Source organism: Propioniciclava sp. LT432 (genome assembly GCF_059515965.1).
The window spans coordinates 1-14,741 of the sequence record NZ_JCAKNE010000050.1; the positions used below are offsets into that span (position 1 = coordinate 1).

The window sequence follows — 14,741 nt, forward strand, 5'->3', positions numbered from 1 at the left end:
GGTGGAGGAGGCCTGCCGGCTCGCGTTGGTCCGGGTCCGTTCGCCCCGTTATGCGCACCTGCGACCGATCCTCCAGACCGGCCAGGACACGACCGGCCCGACACCACCCAGACCCGGGCCGCAGGCCGGCGAGCCGAGCGGCTACGTACGGGGCGCCGACTACTACGCCGGAGGAGCCCGATGACCCGCCTCGACACCGAAACCAAACGGAAGCTCCGCGAGATGGGAGCCACCTGCCTGGTCGACGCCCTCGAAACCCAGGACGACACCCTCACTCTGGGCATGGTGTTCGAAGAACGCGTCAAGCTCGCCGTCGACGAGGCCCACGCCACCTTCACCCACAGCAAGGTCGAGGGCCTGATCCGACGGGCAGGGCTGCGCTACCCGAACGCCGACCTGCGCCGGCTCGACCTGCTCGAACAACGCGGCCTCGACCGCGGGGTGATCGCGCAGTTGGGCACGTGCGCGTTCATCGCCAGGCAGCAGAACGTCGTGTTCCAAGGCTTCACCGGATCCGGGAAGTCCTACCTCGGCTCCGCGTTGGCCAAGCAGGCCTGCCAGCACCGCTACCGGGCCCACTACATCCGCATGCCCGACCTCGAGGAGTCCTGGGCCGCGGCCCGTGACCGGCCCGCAGGGAAGGAGAAGTGGCTCCGCAAGTACGCGGCGTTCACCCTGCTGGTGATCGACGAGTGGCTCCTCGACCCGCCCGACGATCACGTCCGCAGGCATGCTCCTGGAACTCCTCGAACGCCGCTACGACACCACCTCAACCGTGTTCTGCACCCAGTACCCGAAGAAGGACTGGCACCAACGCCTCGGCTCCGGCGTCCACGCCGACGCCATCATGGACCGCATCGTGCACAACACCATCTGGATGGAAACCGGCGGCACCAACATGCGCGAACACACCGCCAACACGGCCTGACCCAACGTCGGTGAGCGCCACCACCACGACGGCGCTCACCGACACCACCAAGCGGCGCTGACCCAATATCGCCGGTGCCGAACCTCGATAACCAACGGCGCTCAACCGGTCAAATACTCACCCGCTCGATGCGCACCTCTCTCCGTCCCGCGCTCTGGGGGGTGGTGCTGCAGTGGGACGGCGCCATGGCTGACGGCGAACCCGAATTCTCCCGAGGGGTTGATCGCCTCCGGCACGTTGCCAGCGCCGCCGGGCGGATAATGCCTCATGCCCCTCACCCCCCGGCCTCCAACCAAACGAACGCCACATAACAAGTCCGATGGCGCACGAGATGCTGAGGCGCGGGGTGAACGCACGTGGACCAACTGGCGACTCGGCGATCTGATACAGCAGGTCCTCCGCTGCAACACCCGTGGCCTGACGGAGATAGATCTCCGGCAGGTTAGGAATCTCGAGCAACTCAAGGTGAAGCTGCTGGTTCCCACGGGCACACACCACACCGGCCTTCGCATGCCAGACCCGGTGACACTCAAGCAGGACCAGTACTTCGGGCTGAACAGCAAGATGGCTGCGAAGCTGGACCTCAAGACCGTTGCCATGTGGCGAAACAACCCCCCGACGCCCGACGAGTTGGACGAGGCGGTAACCAACCTGACCGGAAGACGCTTCTACCGCAAGCGGTGAACAGCACGCCACTGGCGGCAAGAGCGGGTGTGCGCCACGGGTACCGGAGCCGACAGGCTACCCTCGCGCACAGTGCGGCAGATGTGCGCGTTCTTCCTCCGCCACGGTGGTGGGTGAGGCCGTTCAGGTGCGGTGTGCCGACGGTGAGGCCCGCTACGGCTCGAGGGCGGCCGAGACTGCCTTGAGTTCGGCCGTGAAGGCAGGGAGGTCATGCTTGGCAGTCGTGTGCAGGATTTCGAGGTCGACAGACCAATAGCCGTGCACGATTCGGTTCCGTAGTTGGCTGGGCCTGGCCCAGTTCACGCTTGGGTATGTCATCTTGAATTCATCCGGCAGTTGCGCGGCGGCCTCGCCCAAGACAGTGAAGTTCCACAACAGCGCATCGCGAACCTGTCGGTCCGCTTGGATGTCGTCGACGTCACGGCCCACCACCAGACGCTGTGCTTCTTCGGCGGCATCGATCATCTCGCCGATCAGCAGGAGCTCACGCCGCGGCATAGAACGGCTGCGCTTCCCGCAACACCTGGTCCTGCAGCCGAGCGTGCAACGCGCGCCGAGAAACGAGGTCGACCCGGCGACCGAGGACGGCCTCCAACTCCGAGGTGAGGTCCTCGACTTCCCAGCCCAGGCGAGCGCCGGGAGCCAACGTGTACAACAGGTCGATGTCGCTGTCAGAGTGATCGGTGCCGCGGGCCATGGATCCGAAGATCTCCAGACGGATGATGCCGTAGCGCTGGCACACCGCACCCAAACGCTCCACGTCAATTTCCGGCGACAGCATGCCTGCAGTCTAGGAGAGCACGCGACAATCCGGCGACCCTCCCCGGGGTCAGGTGCCGGAGGCCATGTAGGCGGCGAGGATGTAGTTCGGGTGACGGTCGAGGTTCTTGCGGGCTCGGTCGTAGCGCATCGTGGTTCGCGGGTCGGCGTGCCGGGCCGCGATCTGCACGTCGCGGAGGTCGACGCCGGCATCCAGCATGGTCGTCACGAACGTGTGCCTCAGCATGTGGGGGTGCATCCTGGGTAGCCGCACGCCGGCCTGGTCGGCGAGCTGCTTCAACCGGCGGGTCGCGGCATGCCGGTCCATGCGGGTCCCGCGGATCGTGCGCAGGACGGGGCCGTCCGCGCGACCGCCGACAGCGCGTTCGATCGCCCGCTGGACGGCGGGTGGCAGGGGGGTGAGGACGACCTTGCCGCCCTTCCCGCGGACCTTCAGGACGCGATGCCCGTGTTCCTCACCGAGGTCGGTGATGTTGGCGCCGCACGCTTCGAAGATCCGCAAGCCGAGCAGCCCCAGCATGGTCACCAAGGCGAAGTCGTTGGTGTTCGTCGACGTGCGCGCCGCGCTGAGCAGGGCTTCGAACTGCAGGTGCGACAGGCCGAGCGTGGGTGACTCAGGTGGCACGTTCGGTCGTCGCACGTAGTCAGCTGGGGACTGCGGCAGGACCTGGTCGATGACGCACGTGCGGTAGAAGCCGACCACGACCGACACACGCCGGCTGACCGTGGACGGTTGGAAATGGCGCACTTCCTGCATCCAGCGGACATACAACTCGTTCTGGGCGCGCTGCGCCTTCAACGGCTCGACACCCCGCTCCCGGCACCACACCAGGAACGCGCGCAGGTCCGACTCGGTGTGCACCAGGGTCTGCCCCCGATACCGGGCCAGATAGGCAGCGACCGCCTTCACCAAAGGATCAGTGGCAGCGTCAATGAGAACGGGAAACAGGACAGGCTCGAGACTGGTCATACCCGATGCTGCAACCGACCAGCAGCCACGCGCCAGCGGCACGAACGACGCCCCAGGAGCGGCAGATGCGGGCAGTGGTCCGAGTGGATCAAGCCTCAATGTCGGGAATCGGCTCGATCGCTTGGGGTGGCCTGGTCCGATACCACGTTCTGCCGGGTCGCTTGGGATCGGCTGCGTCGCGCTTCACATCGAAGATTGGACGCGCTTCGTGGAGCACCTGACGCCAGGTGGAACAGCCGTGGCCTCGAGGGGTGTGTTCAGGCGAGATTCTTCGGACGAAAGCAACGGCATCGTCGAGCAGAGTCCAGCCGTCTCGGGAGAGTTCCGCCTCAGCGCGGCGGAGAAGCTCAACAATCGTCGATCCTGACCCGGCGACTGCGAAGTCATCGGGGAGCATGTCCGGGAAGAAGTGGTCGTGGAAATCCGGGTTGGTCAGCATTTCTCCAGTCGCTTGGGTCAGATCGAGCATTCCCTGGTACCAGTCCCGGAGTTCGTGCACGTGCCTGTCAATTACCTCGTGGGAGTCGTCAAGGGCGGCCGCCGCCGTGCGGCACCCGGCCTCAGACTGAAGGTCATGCTGCGCGACGAACCCGTGCACCAGCTCGTTCCGAAGGGCCACCAGGTCGGCCATGCGGGCTTTCACAGCCGCAAACTCCTCGTCGGAGACAGACACAGTGAACCCCGAGTTGATCCAGACACCCTCATCGGACGGGGCGGCTGTCGGAGGGAACCCATCCTCGTCCCAAGCAGGCTCGACGAAGACGGTGCCGAGAAGCGCGCCCACAACCTGCCCCAGCGTCTGTTGTGCAACGGTTGCAGCTCTGGCTTCCTGGATCTTTAGGATCGAGTTCGCCGGGCCCTCCAAGCGTGCGCGAGCCACAAAGTCCTTGATGAGTAGCTCGTATTGCTGTAGCCGGATCAGACACCGGCCGAGCTTCTGCTGCACCAGGCCCTGGAGGGCGGCCAAGTCCTCACCCCGCGTTGGGGCGGACCACATGGACACGGCATCACCACCCATGGCAGCAGTCTGAAATGGAGCCTCTCTCGCCGGCCGACCCGGGGGCTCGGGTTGGCTCGCCATTTGCGGCAAGACAGGGTGTGCGCCGCGGGTACCCGAGCCGACAGGCTACCCTCGCGCACAGTGCGGCTGACAGTGAGTTACGAACTGGCCAGTTCGCGCAATCGCTGCATACGGCGCCAGAGCTCGTCCGCCGGCGGCGTTGGATGTGAGGCACGATTCGCCTCTGCTGCCGCGATCGAATCCAGCACTAGCTCGGCTACACGCGGGTTCTCGAACTGGCCTTCTGAGATCCAGCCGGCCACCATGCTGTCGACGTAGAGGAGGTCACCTTGGAGGTCTTCGTCATGGTCGGGATCGAGCCGGACGGTGAAGTCGCCCAGCCATCCATAGATATCGATCACCTCGTCGTAACGTGCACGGATCACCTTGTCCATCTTCCGGAGCCACCTTGCCATGCCGCAGATTCTGGCACTGCTCCCCGAGCAGCGTGAACGCGGCAGACAGGATGGATCGTGAGGGCAGCACCAGTGTCCCCCGGCCCTGAGGGCGACGGCAAGGCGATAGTATCGGCTGCCGTGGCCAACGGCAGGGAGCAGTCAATGAAGGCGGGTTTGCGTCTGTTTTGGCCGCGCCGCGCTCGCCGTGGTTGGACCAAGGGGGATTTGCCGCTTCGTCTTGCTGGCACCCTGCCCTGGGTGCTCCGCATTCACGTTGTGGTCCTGGCTGTTCTGGGTGTGGGAGGGCTGCTGTTCGCGGTCGCACCGCTGGTACCTACCGACGAGCCGCTCGACGCCCTGGGCGGGGTGCTCATGGCAACGTTCGGGTTGTTCATGGCCGGGATATCGATTGGGACCATTAGCTCTATCCGGCGGTCGATCTCAGCGGTGGTGAGCGCAGCCGGGATTGTTGTTGACAAGCCTTCCTCAGGGTTTTGGTTCGGCGAGGTGGCCGGCGATGCCACTCCTGGGGGAGACGGGCAGGTCATCACCTCCGTTGAGCTCGTTGAGGTCGAGCGGGAGTACGACTTGATCGGTGGCGGATTCGACTTCGCTGTCCCGGTGCGGCGTTTGGCGTTGATCTTTCATGGAATGCAGACGCCGGTTGCACCCGGCCTAACGTTCGCTGTGACACGTGCAGGGCGGGCGCGCGCTGAGATTGCGGGCAAGTTCCTCGCCAACTGCTTTGGTGCCGCCTTCATTGACCGAAAGACAGAACGCTGAGCGGCCCGCATGCACGGGCCCCATCCACCAGTCGGAAGTGCGACGGCAAACACGCTCGACTCTCGGCAGTTGAGCGAGATCACGACCCTGGGCGTCAACACACGACCGACTCTGGGCATGAGAGCGAGGTCATGACCTTCGGGGTGAGGGCGCCGTGCGACGCGACCTCCTTGGGGTGCTTTGCGGAGTTGTCTAGGCACTCTTCCAGTGCCTGTTGGTGAGGACTTCTTCTGTTCGTCGGCTGTGCTCGATGGGCGCTTCGTCTGGGTCGGGATTGAGCGCTTGCTTGACGAGGTGTTGTGCTTGCGCGCGTTGGCCGAGCGCTTCAGCGGTGGCCGCTAGGTCTAGTTGGGGGGTGATCTCGTGAGGGGCTGCTTGATTGGCGATGCTGGCTGCCCATAGGGCCTTGTTGGTGTCGCTACTGGCGAGAGCGTGCGTGGTGATGAGGTGTGCGGTGTCGACGATGGCGCAGGTGAGGTGCTGTGGCAGTCCTGTGTCGATGAGCCAGGCACCACCGGTTGGGCGGATGTCGGTGAAGGGGGTGCCTTGGACGAGGGTGAGGGCTGTGTCGAGATCGGCGATTCCGGCTTCGCCGGCGATGAGGGCGCGGGTTCGGAGGCGTTTGAAGAGGTCGGCGTCGACGAGGAGGTCGTTGACTTCGTAGATGCCGATGCCGAGGAGTCGTCCGGTTTGGCTCTTGCGCGCTTGGGGTAGGTGGGGTTGGCCGGTGGCTGGGTTGGTCCCGAGCCATTCGCGCAGTTTGCTGAGGTCGCGGCGAGCGCGCTCTTCGGTGATGTTGAGGGCGTCGGTGACCTGGGCGGTGGTTGCGCCGTGGGGTTGGGACCAGAGGTAGGCGAGGAGTTCGGTGTAGAAGGCTCGCCGTTTGGCGGCTGCGAGTGGGTTGCCGCCGGTGCCGACGCGCGCGTAGATGGGGCCGAGGACGGAGAGGCGGGGGCGTGGACCTTGGCCGGCCTGCCATTCGACGAGGTCGTGGTCGAGGGTGGGGTCGGCCTCTCCGAGTCGGTCGGCGACTGTGAGGGGTACGGCTGGCGCGAGTGTCTGCAGGTCCTCTCTGGTGGTGGCTGTGTGAGTGAGGTAGACGTCGTCTGGCTCGGGGAGGAGGGAGCCGGGGTTCGCTCCACTCAACTCACGCCTTTGGCTGCTGCCGGTCAGGTTCCCTGTGGCGTCGGTGTCGGGGGTGGCGGCGGGGATGGGCGTGTCGTCGAGGTTGTCGGCCGCCGCGATGAGGGCGACGCAGCCTTGGGCTTCGTCGCTGGTGAGGCCGACGGCGATGAGGTCCCAGTCCAGAGATGGGACGCGCACCCTCCCACCGCTGGTGAGGTGGAGTTCCACGCCCTGTGACTCAGCGTTGGGCTGAGTGAGAAGAAGGCTGACGCCCGTCTGACGATCCGGTCCGCTGAGGATGTCGCCGATCAGGTGGTCGACCTGCACGGTGGGCGGTGTGGAGCCGATGATGAGGGCGCGGCTTGGCCATAGGCCGTAGCCGGCGTTGCTGGCGCGCGCTTCAGCCAACGTGTGGGCGTCTGTCTCCGCGAGGAGGGTGCGCGTGTTGATCGCGTCTTCCGTGGTGCTGCGTACGACGTCCGCGGTGGTGTGGTGTCGGATCTTGGTGGGGTCGAGGTCCACCAGTTCTGGGCAGGTGTTGAGGCAGTCGATGCGGACGTCGCGGGCCCAGGGGTTGAGGGTGAGTTCGGCGACGATGTGGCGTAGGAGGTCGTTGGTGTTGGTGGGGTCGCCGGTGAGGGTGAGGACGCCGGCGGTCTCGAGATTGAGCAACCAGGTGGTGCCGTCGTCGCTGATTCCGATGGTGGTCAGCTGGGGCCATGCGGGTGCACCGGTTCGATCGGGGCCGATAAGGGGCTTCTGGTTTCGCTCCAGTAGCCAGACGTCGCCTTCGGGCGTGTTCTGCCAGGGGGCAGGCGCGGGCTGATGGCCGCTGAGATGCAGTTGGATCTCGGTGGCGGAGATCGACACGGCGATCACCCCAGGGACGGGCTGGTTAGCGCTGGTCAGGTGGTGGGCGGTCCACCACAGGAGAGCGTCGAGTTCCTCGACGTCGATGCGGGCCTGAGGGCGCGCCGTGATCGTCTTCTCGATGGGAGCCACAGCCGCGGGCGTGGGTTGGATGGCCCTACCCGGACGCCGGTGTTGGGCTTGGATCGCCCGACGTTTCCGCAAGCCGATGGCCAGTGAGCCGCAGAGCAGTCCGCCCCCGGCAAGGCCGGCGACAACCCAGGACGCAACCGGACCATCCTGATCATCCTCATCCACGCTCTCGTCTGCGGCCTGTGGGATGGTCACGTCGGAGTTGGCGGCCGGTTCGACGTTCTCGGCGGTCGTCTCAGCGGCCTCAGTCGGTGCGGATGTTGGTTCCTGTGTGTTCGCAGCCGGCGCGGCTTCGGGAGCGGGTGCTGGTACCGGGGCGGGGTCGCTGGCCGTCGTCTTGAGGTTGGTGGGGAGGTTGAGGGTCCAGCCGATGTCGATCTGGTCAGGGTCGGTGAGGCAGCGCCCGTCAGGTTGTTCGAGATGGGTCGATGCTTGGTAGATCTCGGGCCAGCGGGTGGGGTCGCCGAGGCGGCGCGCGGCGATCTTGGTGAGGGTGTCGCCGCGTTGGACGACCACTTGGGTTGGCTGCGGGGTCTCGGCGATGGGAAGGGTGAGGGCCCAGCCGACGCGGAGGAAGTCCGGCTTCCCGCCCAGGAGTTGTTGGTTGAGGGCGACGATCTCCGGGTACCGCTCCCCTGCCCCGAGCTGCTGCTGCGCGATGCGCCACAGGGTGTCCCCCGGCTGCACGACGTAGTTCGAAGTGGCCAGCGCGCTGACCGCATCGGGCGCCACGGGCGGCGACGGTGCCTCGCTGGCGGGTTGAGCGGTGGTGCCCGCTGGTGCGGGTGTGGCTTGGGCGGGGGGCGGGGTGAGGCTGCTGGTGGCTACGAAGAGCAGGGCTGCGGTGGCGACGAGGTGGTGGGCCCACCCGTGTGGCAGTCCGGGTAGGTGGCGGGGTCGAGCGTGTCTGAGGGTGCCGATGACCTCTGCGGTGACGGTTGCTGCGAGGTAGGCCCAGACGAGCCATCCGAGGATCCAGAGGATGGCGAGGAACAGGGTGCCGTCGTCGGGTCGCAGCAGCACATCGAGGAGATTGGTGTGACGGGTGAAGAGGGTGGGGAGGCCGAGGGCGAGGAGGAGTGCGGGGAGTCCGATGAGGATGGCGCCGATGAGTAGGGTGGCGGCGAGGCCCTTGAGGCGGTTCATCGTTCGGTTCCGTTCTGGGCGCGGACGAGGCGGGCTTCGCCGGTGCCGGTGACGCTCAGCGGTCCGATGCCGATGCTGGTGAGGAAGATCGGCTGGTAGCTGCCGGTCACGGTGACGTGGAGGGTGCCTGTTCGGATGGTGGCGGTGCCGGTGTGGCCGCTGGCGCGGATGTGTGCGAGGGCGGCGGCTGTGGCTTGGGCTGGGTCGAGGGTGGGGGTTTGGCCGCGCATGGTTTGGCCAGTGGTGGGGTGTTGGGCGCCGGTGCGGGCGGCTTCGGCGGCGATGTCGTTGACGCGCTGCAGGGCGTGGAGACGTCCGCCGAGGTCGACGGCGAGTCCGACGATGAGCATGAACGCCACCACGGTGAGGGCCATCCAGATGGTGGCTGATCCTCGCTGGTCCTTGGGGTGGGGGTGGATGGCGGTCATCTGGGGTCACCGTCCTCGGTAGGTGTCGATGCTGCTGGTCTGGTGGGCTTTCACGTCGAACGAGGCTGGGCCGGGTAGGCCCAGGTCGGTGGCGGTGATGCGGCATCCGATGGTGGCGGTCACGTTGGCGGGGGTGCCGGGGGTTCGGGTGAGCTGGCTGGTGTCGATGTTGATGGTGGTGGCCGTGCAGTGGACGCCTTGGTTTGCCAGTGTCTGGTTGGCGGCCTGTTGGGCTTGGGTGCGTGCGTCGGTTGGGGTGCGGGCGATTGAGGCGGTGCGGGCTGCGTCGGCGGCTGCTGCTTGGACGGCTTGTTGGGCCAGGGCGAGGCGGCCGCCGAGGATGACCAGGGCCAGGAACAGCACGATGGCGGGGACGCCCATGGCGACCTCGATGCTGGCGTTGCCGCGCTCCCCCATCTTTGGCGGGTTCATCGGGTGAGTCTTTCCACGGGCAGGGTGACGGTCTGGCTGGTGGCTGGGACGACCAGGGGGATGACGGACAAGGTGGTGCCGGTCACGGTCACGGTGATCGTGTTGGTGCTGCGGTCGCAGTGGATGGCGACACCGGATAGGGAGTCGCCGGTCTGGGTCAGGAGGGCGTGGGCGGCCTGCTGGCAAGAGGTAGTGCTGCCGTGTTCGACGGCTCCGGCGCGGGCGCCGGCGGTGGCGATGGCCAAAGCTGCGGAGCGTCCGTAGTGGTAGAGGCCGGCCTGCATGGTGATGAAGACCACGCCGAAGAGCACGGGCAGCCAGATCGCCATGTCGATCGTGGCTGACCCGCGCTCGTCGCGGCGTCGGGGTCTGGTCACTGGAGTTTGGCCACCTGGGTCTGGACGAAGGCGGTGATCGCGAAGATCACGATGGCCGCGATCGCGACGACCGCGGCAGCCCACAGGGCGAAGTCGGTGCTGGCCGAGCCCCGTTCCCCGCGTCGAGGCGGAGTGGTGAGCCAGTCGTCGGCGGTGGCGCGTGCGATGAGGATGCGGGTGACCACGGCGGTGGTGAGGGTGTTCATCAGGGTTTCCTTTCGGGTGGGGGTTGAGTGGTGGTGACAGGTCAGGTGGGGAAGAAGAGCCGGAAGATGGCCGGGCCGAGCATGATGGCGATGAAGATCATCGCGAGCAGGTTTCCGGGGATGGCGATGCGTTCGTTGACCTCGTTGGCCTTGGTGGTCTCGACCGCCAGCAAGGCCGAGCGGAGGGCGGTGGAGCGGGCGCGCAGGGTGGCGTACACCTGAGCGCCCTCTTCCCCGGACAGCCGCATGATGTCGGCCAGGTCCGCCAGGTCGGGCAGGCCTAGTTCATCAGCCAGGCTGGTGAGGGCGTCCCACGGTGCTTGGCCGGACCAGCGGGAGCGGCCCAGCTCTTCGCGGAGGCGTTGGAAGACCCACGAGTCGCCGATCTCGGCGGCGTTCTCCAGTGCTTGGCGTGAGCCGGCGCCGGCGTTGCGTTCGAGGGCGACAAGGTCGACGTAGGAGCCCAGCGAGCGGGTGAACTCGGCTCTGGCCGCCTTGGCTTCGACGCGTACGTCGTAGTTCGGGGCGAACCACATGCCGATCGCACCAACCACACCGGCGGCTGCTGAGATGGGCCACGGTATGGGCAGGGAGAGCGACAACAGCCAGCCCAGCACGGGCACGATCGCGAGGGCCGCGAGGGAGTAGAGGAGCTTCTGGCCATAGAACACGGCCACCGGCCGTCGCAGCAGACGCAGCTCCCGGATCGGAACCGGCCCCCACACACCCGAGGGCAGCCAGCGCATCGCGCGAACCCCCATCTTTCCGGCCAGGTTGGTGGGCGTCGTGTCGGCCTCGACGGCGTTGCGGGGACGCACCGAGGGTGCGAGCCGGTCCAAGGCGCTGGCCAGGTCTGGTTGGGCCGGCACCAGGCGAGTCGCGAACAGGGCTAGCCCGCTCCCGGCCAGCAGTCCGGACAGGATCAGGAGCTGGAGGCTGGTGGGGATCATGAGCCGACCCCCGCCTCGGGTTGGGTGGTGCGTGTTTCAACACCATTCAGTTCCGCGAGGGACCGTGTGGTGTGGTGGGCCGGTGACTTGGACTGATGACGGGAGGGGGATCCGACACGCCATCCTGACCGTGCGTCATGATTCCTGACGTTCATGCTAAGTTCTCGACAACTCGTTGAGGTTTGTGAGGTTGGGGTATGGCGCTCGCGGTAGTGCGGTCGGTCGAGTCGGCGCGCAGTTCGCGTAGCCGGATCGACGCCGAGGAGTTCGAGCAGGAACTCATCGACCAGTACTCGCTGGCCCTCAGTGCTGCCGGGCTCACCGATGGGACGGCCGCCGCCGAACGCGGGGCGATCTTCGACTTCACACGGTTCCTGGGTCGTCCGCTGTGGACCGCGCAGGTAGAGGACGCCGACAGGTACCTTCGTGCGGCACGAACCCAGCGCGGGCTCGCCAAGTCGACCGTCGCCGCTCGAGCGGGCACGCTGGCCAAGTTCTACGACTTCGTCATCGTTCGGTACCAGGGCGACATCCATGCCCTGTTCGGGCAGGTCGTCGTCCAGCCCATCGACGAGTTCAACCGGCCCAGGGCGATCGCCGCCGCCACCGCGACCAGGGTTCCCCCGCGGACAGACGAGATCCGTGCCTTGTTCGACGGGTGGCGCGATGCGCTGCCCGACAGCCGGAAGTACCTTCCAGCGGCCCGGGACTATCTGGCCGCGTCCCTGTGGCGACGGCTCGGTCTGCGGATCAACGAGACGGTCATGCTGGACGTCGCCGATTGGCATCCCGAGCTTGGTCCCCACGGCAAGCTGCACGTCCGCCACGGCAAGGGCAGCCGGGGCCGAGGCGCCAAAGTACGAATCGTGCCAGCAATCGACGACGTCGACGCACTGTTGGAGTGGTGGCTGACCGACGTGCGCCACCAGTTCGGCGACGACTACGACGACCCTGCCGCCCCGCTGCTGCCCAGCGAACGACGCGACCGGCTCAGTGGCCACTGCACCCGGCTCGGCACCGAAGCACTCCGCACCGGACTGGCCGACGCCGTGGAACGGTGGCTGCCGGACTGGAGCCGACGGCTCACCCCCCACGTCCTGCGGCACTACTGCGCATCGCACCTGTACCAGCAGGGCATGACACTCAAGGCCATCCAGGAGTTGATGGGTCACAGCTGGCTGTCCACCACAACCCAGTACATCCACGTCCACTCCACCCACATCGAAGCGTCCTGGGCGGCCGCCAACCAGCGGACCCTGGATCGAATCACCCACCCCGCACCCCACAAGGAGGTATGAACCCATGCGCTGGAACCTGCGGATGAAGGCCGCCGAGGCCGGCATCTGGAAATCCACCGAACTACGCCGACGGCTGGCCGAGGCCGGCCTCGACATCAGTGCCGGGAAGATGTCCGGGCTATGGGCTGGAACACCCACCACCATCCGGCTCGATGACCTCGATGTGATCTGCTTCGTGCTCGGCTGCCAGCCGACCGACATCCTCGTGTGCGAACCCGACGCAGTGACCGCCCGGCAACAAGCCGTCAAGGCCGTGGCAGCTGCCTCACCCACGGCACCCGCCCGACGGCGAGCGCCGACAACGGGGCGTCCCCGCAGCAAGCCACCCGCGTGACCGCCCCCAAGACGTGCGAGGGCTGCGGACGCAAGCCCGAGGCCTACGTCAAGCGTCGCTGGTGCTACGACTGCAAACCCGGCAGCTTCGGCCGACCGCTTCCCTGCCGAAGCTGCGGCGCCACCGGCGACTACTGGGCCGGCCGGCTGTGCCGCCAATGCCATCCCTTCGCACCCCAACCGCCCGACTCCTGCCGCGACTGCCTGGCCTGGGGAGTCACCCGCCTCCGCGGATGGACCTGCCAAGCCTGCCGCGGCTGGCGTCACCGCTATCCCGTCGAGGGCGTGTGCATCAGCTGCCATCGTGAACTCGCCATCAACGAGCACCAGGCCTGCCGCCTGTGCTGGATGCAGACCCTCTACAACCAAGCCCAGTACGGACTCCCCCGCGACGTGGTCACCGCCAACCGCGGCGGACAACAGCTGTGGTTCGCCGACATGAGCGGATACCGCAACGGATACCGACCGCACCGTCGCCGTGACTTCCGACGTCGCCGCGATCAACTGCCGCTGCCCGGCACACCCCTGGAAGCACCCGATACCGGCCCTCCATCGACGAACGCCGACCAACCCAGCCTGTTCGACTACCACCCGGTCGAAGATCCCGCCCGCCGCCACGGTGTCGGCGAGCCACCCAACCACGAATTCGCCACCCAACTCGACGACCATGCCCTCGACATGGCCGCCCGGCACGGCTGGACCCAACGGCAATCCCTCAAGACCCGGATCACGCTGCGGGTCCTGCTGGCCAAGCACCAGATCACCGCCCCACCCATCCGCGCCAGCCACGTCCTCGACCTCATCGGACACCGCCTCCGGGTCCGACTCGCGCTCCTCGTCCTGCAAGACGCCGGGATGCTCATCGACGACCGCACCTCGACGCTGGACGCCTGGTTCGAACGCCAACTCCAAGGCCTGCCCGACCCCATGGCCGACGAACTGCTGATCTGGTTCAACGTGCTGCACCACGGCAGCACCACCCCGCCGCGCAGCCGACCGCGCCACGACCAGTCGATCAAGCTCCGCACGCGATGGGCCCTGCCGACGCTCCTCACCTGGGCAGCAGCCGGCCATCAATCGCTGCGCGAAATCAGCCGGACGCACATCCTCGCCGCCCTGCCCGGCGAAGGCACCCCACGCGCCAAACTGGGCGCCGCGCTGCGCTCGATCTTCACCACCCTCAAGCGACACCACGTGCTCTTCGTCAACCCGACCGCCCAACTCAACATGGGCAACTTCGAGCGACGCATCCCCATGCCCACCGATACCGCCGTGCTCGGTGCCCTGTTCAACTCCCCCGACCCAGCCACCGCCGCGATCACCGCGCTGATCGGCGTCCACGGGCTGCGGCCCGCCGAAGCCAGCGCCCTCCAACTGGTCGACATCCATGACCACCGGATCCACTTGCCAGACCGCACGATCCTGCTCGCCCACGCCACCAAGGCCACGCTGGACCGGTACCTCCTCCACCGACACCACCGCTGGCCCGGCAGCATCAACCCGCACTTCCTCGTGCACAGCCGGTCCGCATCCACCCTCGAACCCGTCCGGGTCCCCTGGCTCACCGACAAGCTCGGCATCCCACCCAGCGCAATGCGCCAGGACCGCATCCTCGCCGAGGTCAACGCCGGCGGCGACCACCGTCGCCTCTGCGACTTCTTCGGCATCACCATCGAGACCGCCGCGCACTACCTGAGCACCCTCACCCACCCCGACCTTGAGGACCACACACCCGTACCCCCCAGTTCCCGAACCCCAGGTAACACGTGAGCGGCTCATCAGTGACCTACCCTTGGGTTCAAGGCGGAGGATCCTTCAGTAATCCTGAACCCATGGCTTTC

At 66.9% G+C, this 14,741-nt stretch carries 17 protein-coding genes and 1 pseudogene; 7 read left to right on the forward strand and 11 right to left on the reverse strand.

The window, feature by feature from the left end; translation table 11 throughout:
- The 3 genes and pseudogenes from AC5YDV_RS18810 to AC5YDV_RS18820 form a co-directional block, all read left to right on the forward strand.
- Window positions 1–184 (forward strand): annotated as a pseudogene (locus AC5YDV_RS18810) (IS21 family transposase); the annotation flags it as partial.
- Window positions 181–942, forward strand: a complete 762-nt coding sequence (locus tag AC5YDV_RS18815; protein ID WP_496185037.1) for an ATP-binding protein — start codon at window positions 181–183, stop codon at window positions 940–942. The pseudogene AC5YDV_RS18810 and the gene AC5YDV_RS18815, both read left to right, overlap by 4 nt.
- Before the next feature lie 451 nt (window positions 943–1,393).
- Complete coding sequence (locus tag AC5YDV_RS18820; RefSeq protein ID WP_496185080.1) at window positions 1,394–1,612, forward strand: hypothetical protein; 219 nt, start codon at window positions 1,394–1,396, stop codon at window positions 1,610–1,612.
- 153 nt (window positions 1,613–1,765) lie between these two features.
- Here AC5YDV_RS18820 and AC5YDV_RS18825 read toward each other — a convergent pair whose 3' ends face one another.
- The 5 genes from AC5YDV_RS18825 to AC5YDV_RS18845 all read right to left on the reverse strand — a co-directional run bounded on the left by AC5YDV_RS18825 (window position 1,766) and on the right by AC5YDV_RS18845 (window position 4,817).
- Window positions 1,766–2,110: a HepT-like ribonuclease domain-containing protein gene (locus tag AC5YDV_RS18825; protein ID WP_496185081.1), complete on the reverse strand. Its 345-nt coding sequence runs from the start codon at window positions 2,108–2,110 to the stop codon at window positions 1,766–1,768.
- Window positions 2,097–2,393, reverse strand: coding sequence for a nucleotidyltransferase family protein (locus tag AC5YDV_RS18830; RefSeq protein WP_496185082.1), 297 nt, complete (start codon window positions 2,391–2,393; stop codon window positions 2,097–2,099). The genes AC5YDV_RS18825 and AC5YDV_RS18830 overlap by 14 nt, the downstream gene beginning before the upstream one ends.
- A gap of 48 nt (window positions 2,394–2,441) precedes the next feature.
- Window positions 2,442–3,302, reverse strand: coding sequence for a tyrosine-type recombinase/integrase (locus AC5YDV_RS18835; RefSeq protein WP_496185083.1), 861 nt, complete (start codon window positions 3,300–3,302; stop codon window positions 2,442–2,444).
- Window positions 3,303–3,450: 148 nt separating this feature from the next.
- Window positions 3,451–4,380 carry an OST-HTH/LOTUS domain-containing protein gene (locus tag AC5YDV_RS18840; RefSeq protein WP_496185084.1) on the reverse strand — a complete coding sequence of 310 codons (930 nt, stop codon included), beginning with the start codon at window positions 4,378–4,380 and terminating at the stop codon, window positions 3,451–3,453.
- A 140-nt stretch (window positions 4,381–4,520) separates the two neighbouring features.
- Window positions 4,521–4,817, reverse strand: a complete 297-nt coding sequence (locus AC5YDV_RS18845) for a hypothetical protein (protein ID WP_496185085.1) — start codon at window positions 4,815–4,817, stop codon at window positions 4,521–4,523.
- Window positions 4,818–4,958: 141 nt separating this feature from the next.
- Between AC5YDV_RS18845 and AC5YDV_RS18850 the strand changes: the two genes are divergently transcribed.
- Window positions 4,959–5,603 (forward strand): hypothetical protein, encoded by a 645-nt coding sequence (locus AC5YDV_RS18850; protein WP_496185086.1) that lies wholly within the window; start codon window positions 4,959–4,961, stop codon window positions 5,601–5,603.
- Window positions 5,604–5,795: 192 nt separating this feature from the next.
- Here the strand turns inward: AC5YDV_RS18850 and AC5YDV_RS18855 are convergent, their stop codons facing one another.
- Genes AC5YDV_RS18855 through AC5YDV_RS18880 form a run of 6 tightly spaced genes read right to left on the reverse strand, consistent with a single transcriptional unit; the run spans window position 5,796 to window position 11,269 of the window.
- Window positions 5,796–8,876: a LysM peptidoglycan-binding domain-containing protein gene (locus AC5YDV_RS18855; protein WP_496185087.1), complete on the reverse strand. Its 3,081-nt coding sequence runs from the start codon at window positions 8,874–8,876 to the stop codon at window positions 5,796–5,798.
- Window positions 8,873–9,304: a TadE/TadG family type IV pilus assembly protein gene (locus AC5YDV_RS18860; RefSeq protein ID WP_496185088.1), complete on the reverse strand. Its 432-nt coding sequence runs from the start codon at window positions 9,302–9,304 to the stop codon at window positions 8,873–8,875. The genes AC5YDV_RS18855 and AC5YDV_RS18860 overlap by 4 nt, the downstream gene beginning before the upstream one ends.
- A gap of 6 nt (window positions 9,305–9,310) precedes the next feature.
- On the reverse strand, window positions 9,311–9,736 hold the full coding sequence (locus AC5YDV_RS18865; protein ID WP_496185089.1) for a TadE/TadG family type IV pilus assembly protein: 426 nt from the start codon (window positions 9,734–9,736) through the stop codon (window positions 9,311–9,313).
- Window positions 9,733–10,197: a TadE/TadG family type IV pilus assembly protein gene (locus AC5YDV_RS18870; protein ID WP_496192559.1), complete on the reverse strand. Its 465-nt coding sequence runs from the start codon at window positions 10,195–10,197 to the stop codon at window positions 9,733–9,735. The genes AC5YDV_RS18865 and AC5YDV_RS18870 overlap by 4 nt, the downstream gene beginning before the upstream one ends.
- On the reverse strand, window positions 10,110–10,319 hold the full coding sequence (locus AC5YDV_RS18875; RefSeq protein ID WP_496185091.1) for a hypothetical protein: 210 nt from the start codon (window positions 10,317–10,319) through the stop codon (window positions 10,110–10,112). The genes AC5YDV_RS18870 and AC5YDV_RS18875 overlap by 88 nt, the downstream gene beginning before the upstream one ends.
- A gap of 41 nt (window positions 10,320–10,360) precedes the next feature.
- Window positions 10,361–11,269 carry a type II secretion system F family protein gene (locus tag AC5YDV_RS18880; RefSeq protein ID WP_496185092.1) on the reverse strand — a complete coding sequence of 303 codons (909 nt, stop codon included), beginning with the start codon at window positions 11,267–11,269 and terminating at the stop codon, window positions 10,361–10,363.
- A gap of 197 nt (window positions 11,270–11,466) precedes the next feature.
- Between AC5YDV_RS18880 and AC5YDV_RS18885 the strand changes: the two genes are divergently transcribed.
- From AC5YDV_RS18885 to AC5YDV_RS18895, 3 genes are read left to right on the forward strand one after another with little or no spacing between them, the layout of a single operon-like run.
- Window positions 11,467–12,567, forward strand: coding sequence for a tyrosine-type recombinase/integrase (locus AC5YDV_RS18885; protein WP_496183015.1), 1,101 nt, complete (start codon window positions 11,467–11,469; stop codon window positions 12,565–12,567).
- Between the two features lie 4 nt (window positions 12,568–12,571).
- Window positions 12,572–12,901 carry a helix-turn-helix domain-containing protein gene (locus tag AC5YDV_RS18890; RefSeq protein ID WP_496183014.1) on the forward strand — a complete coding sequence of 110 codons (330 nt, stop codon included), beginning with the start codon at window positions 12,572–12,574 and terminating at the stop codon, window positions 12,899–12,901.
- The gene (locus AC5YDV_RS18895; RefSeq protein ID WP_496183013.1) at window positions 12,898–14,670 is read left to right on the forward strand and encodes a site-specific integrase; all 1,773 of its coding nucleotides are present in this window, start codon (window positions 12,898–12,900) and stop codon (window positions 14,668–14,670) included. Before AC5YDV_RS18890 ends, AC5YDV_RS18895 begins: the two co-directional genes overlap by 4 nt.
- The last annotated feature ends 71 nt before the right edge of the window (window positions 14,671–14,741 follow it).

Bases quoted from the DNA above. Each gene is read 5' to 3' on its own strand.
- AC5YDV_RS18885 (WP_496183015.1), top strand. From the start codon at position 11,467: ATGGCGCTCGCGGTAGTGCGGTCGGTCGAGTCGGCGCGCAGTTCGCGT.
- AC5YDV_RS18875 (WP_496185091.1), bottom strand. From the start codon at position 10,319: ATGAACACCCTCACCACCGCCGTGGTCACCCGCATCCTCATCGCACGC.
- AC5YDV_RS18815 (WP_496185037.1), top strand. From the start codon at position 181: ATGACCCGCCTCGACACCGAAACCAAACGGAAGCTCCGCGAGATGGGA.
- AC5YDV_RS18825 (WP_496185081.1), bottom strand. From the start codon at position 2,110: ATGCCGCGGCGTGAGCTCCTGCTGATCGGCGAGATGATCGATGCCGCC.
- AC5YDV_RS18890 (WP_496183014.1), top strand. From the start codon at position 12,572: ATGCGCTGGAACCTGCGGATGAAGGCCGCCGAGGCCGGCATCTGGAAA.
- AC5YDV_RS18855 (WP_496185087.1), bottom strand. From the start codon at position 8,876: ATGAACCGCCTCAAGGGCCTCGCCGCCACCCTACTCATCGGCGCCATC.
- AC5YDV_RS18860 (WP_496185088.1), bottom strand. From the start codon at position 9,304: ATGACCGCCATCCACCCCCACCCCAAGGACCAGCGAGGATCAGCCACC.
- AC5YDV_RS18830 (WP_496185082.1), bottom strand. From the start codon at position 2,393: ATGCTGTCGCCGGAAATTGACGTGGAGCGTTTGGGTGCGGTGTGCCAG.
- AC5YDV_RS18865 (WP_496185089.1), bottom strand. From the start codon at position 9,736: ATGAACCCGCCAAAGATGGGGGAGCGCGGCAACGCCAGCATCGAGGTC.
- AC5YDV_RS18840 (WP_496185084.1), bottom strand. From the start codon at position 4,380: ATGGGTGGTGATGCCGTGTCCATGTGGTCCGCCCCAACGCGGGGTGAG.
- AC5YDV_RS18845 (WP_496185085.1), bottom strand. From the start codon at position 4,817: ATGGACAAGGTGATCCGTGCACGTTACGACGAGGTGATCGATATCTAT.
- AC5YDV_RS18880 (WP_496185092.1), bottom strand. From the start codon at position 11,269: ATGATCCCCACCAGCCTCCAGCTCCTGATCCTGTCCGGACTGCTGGCC.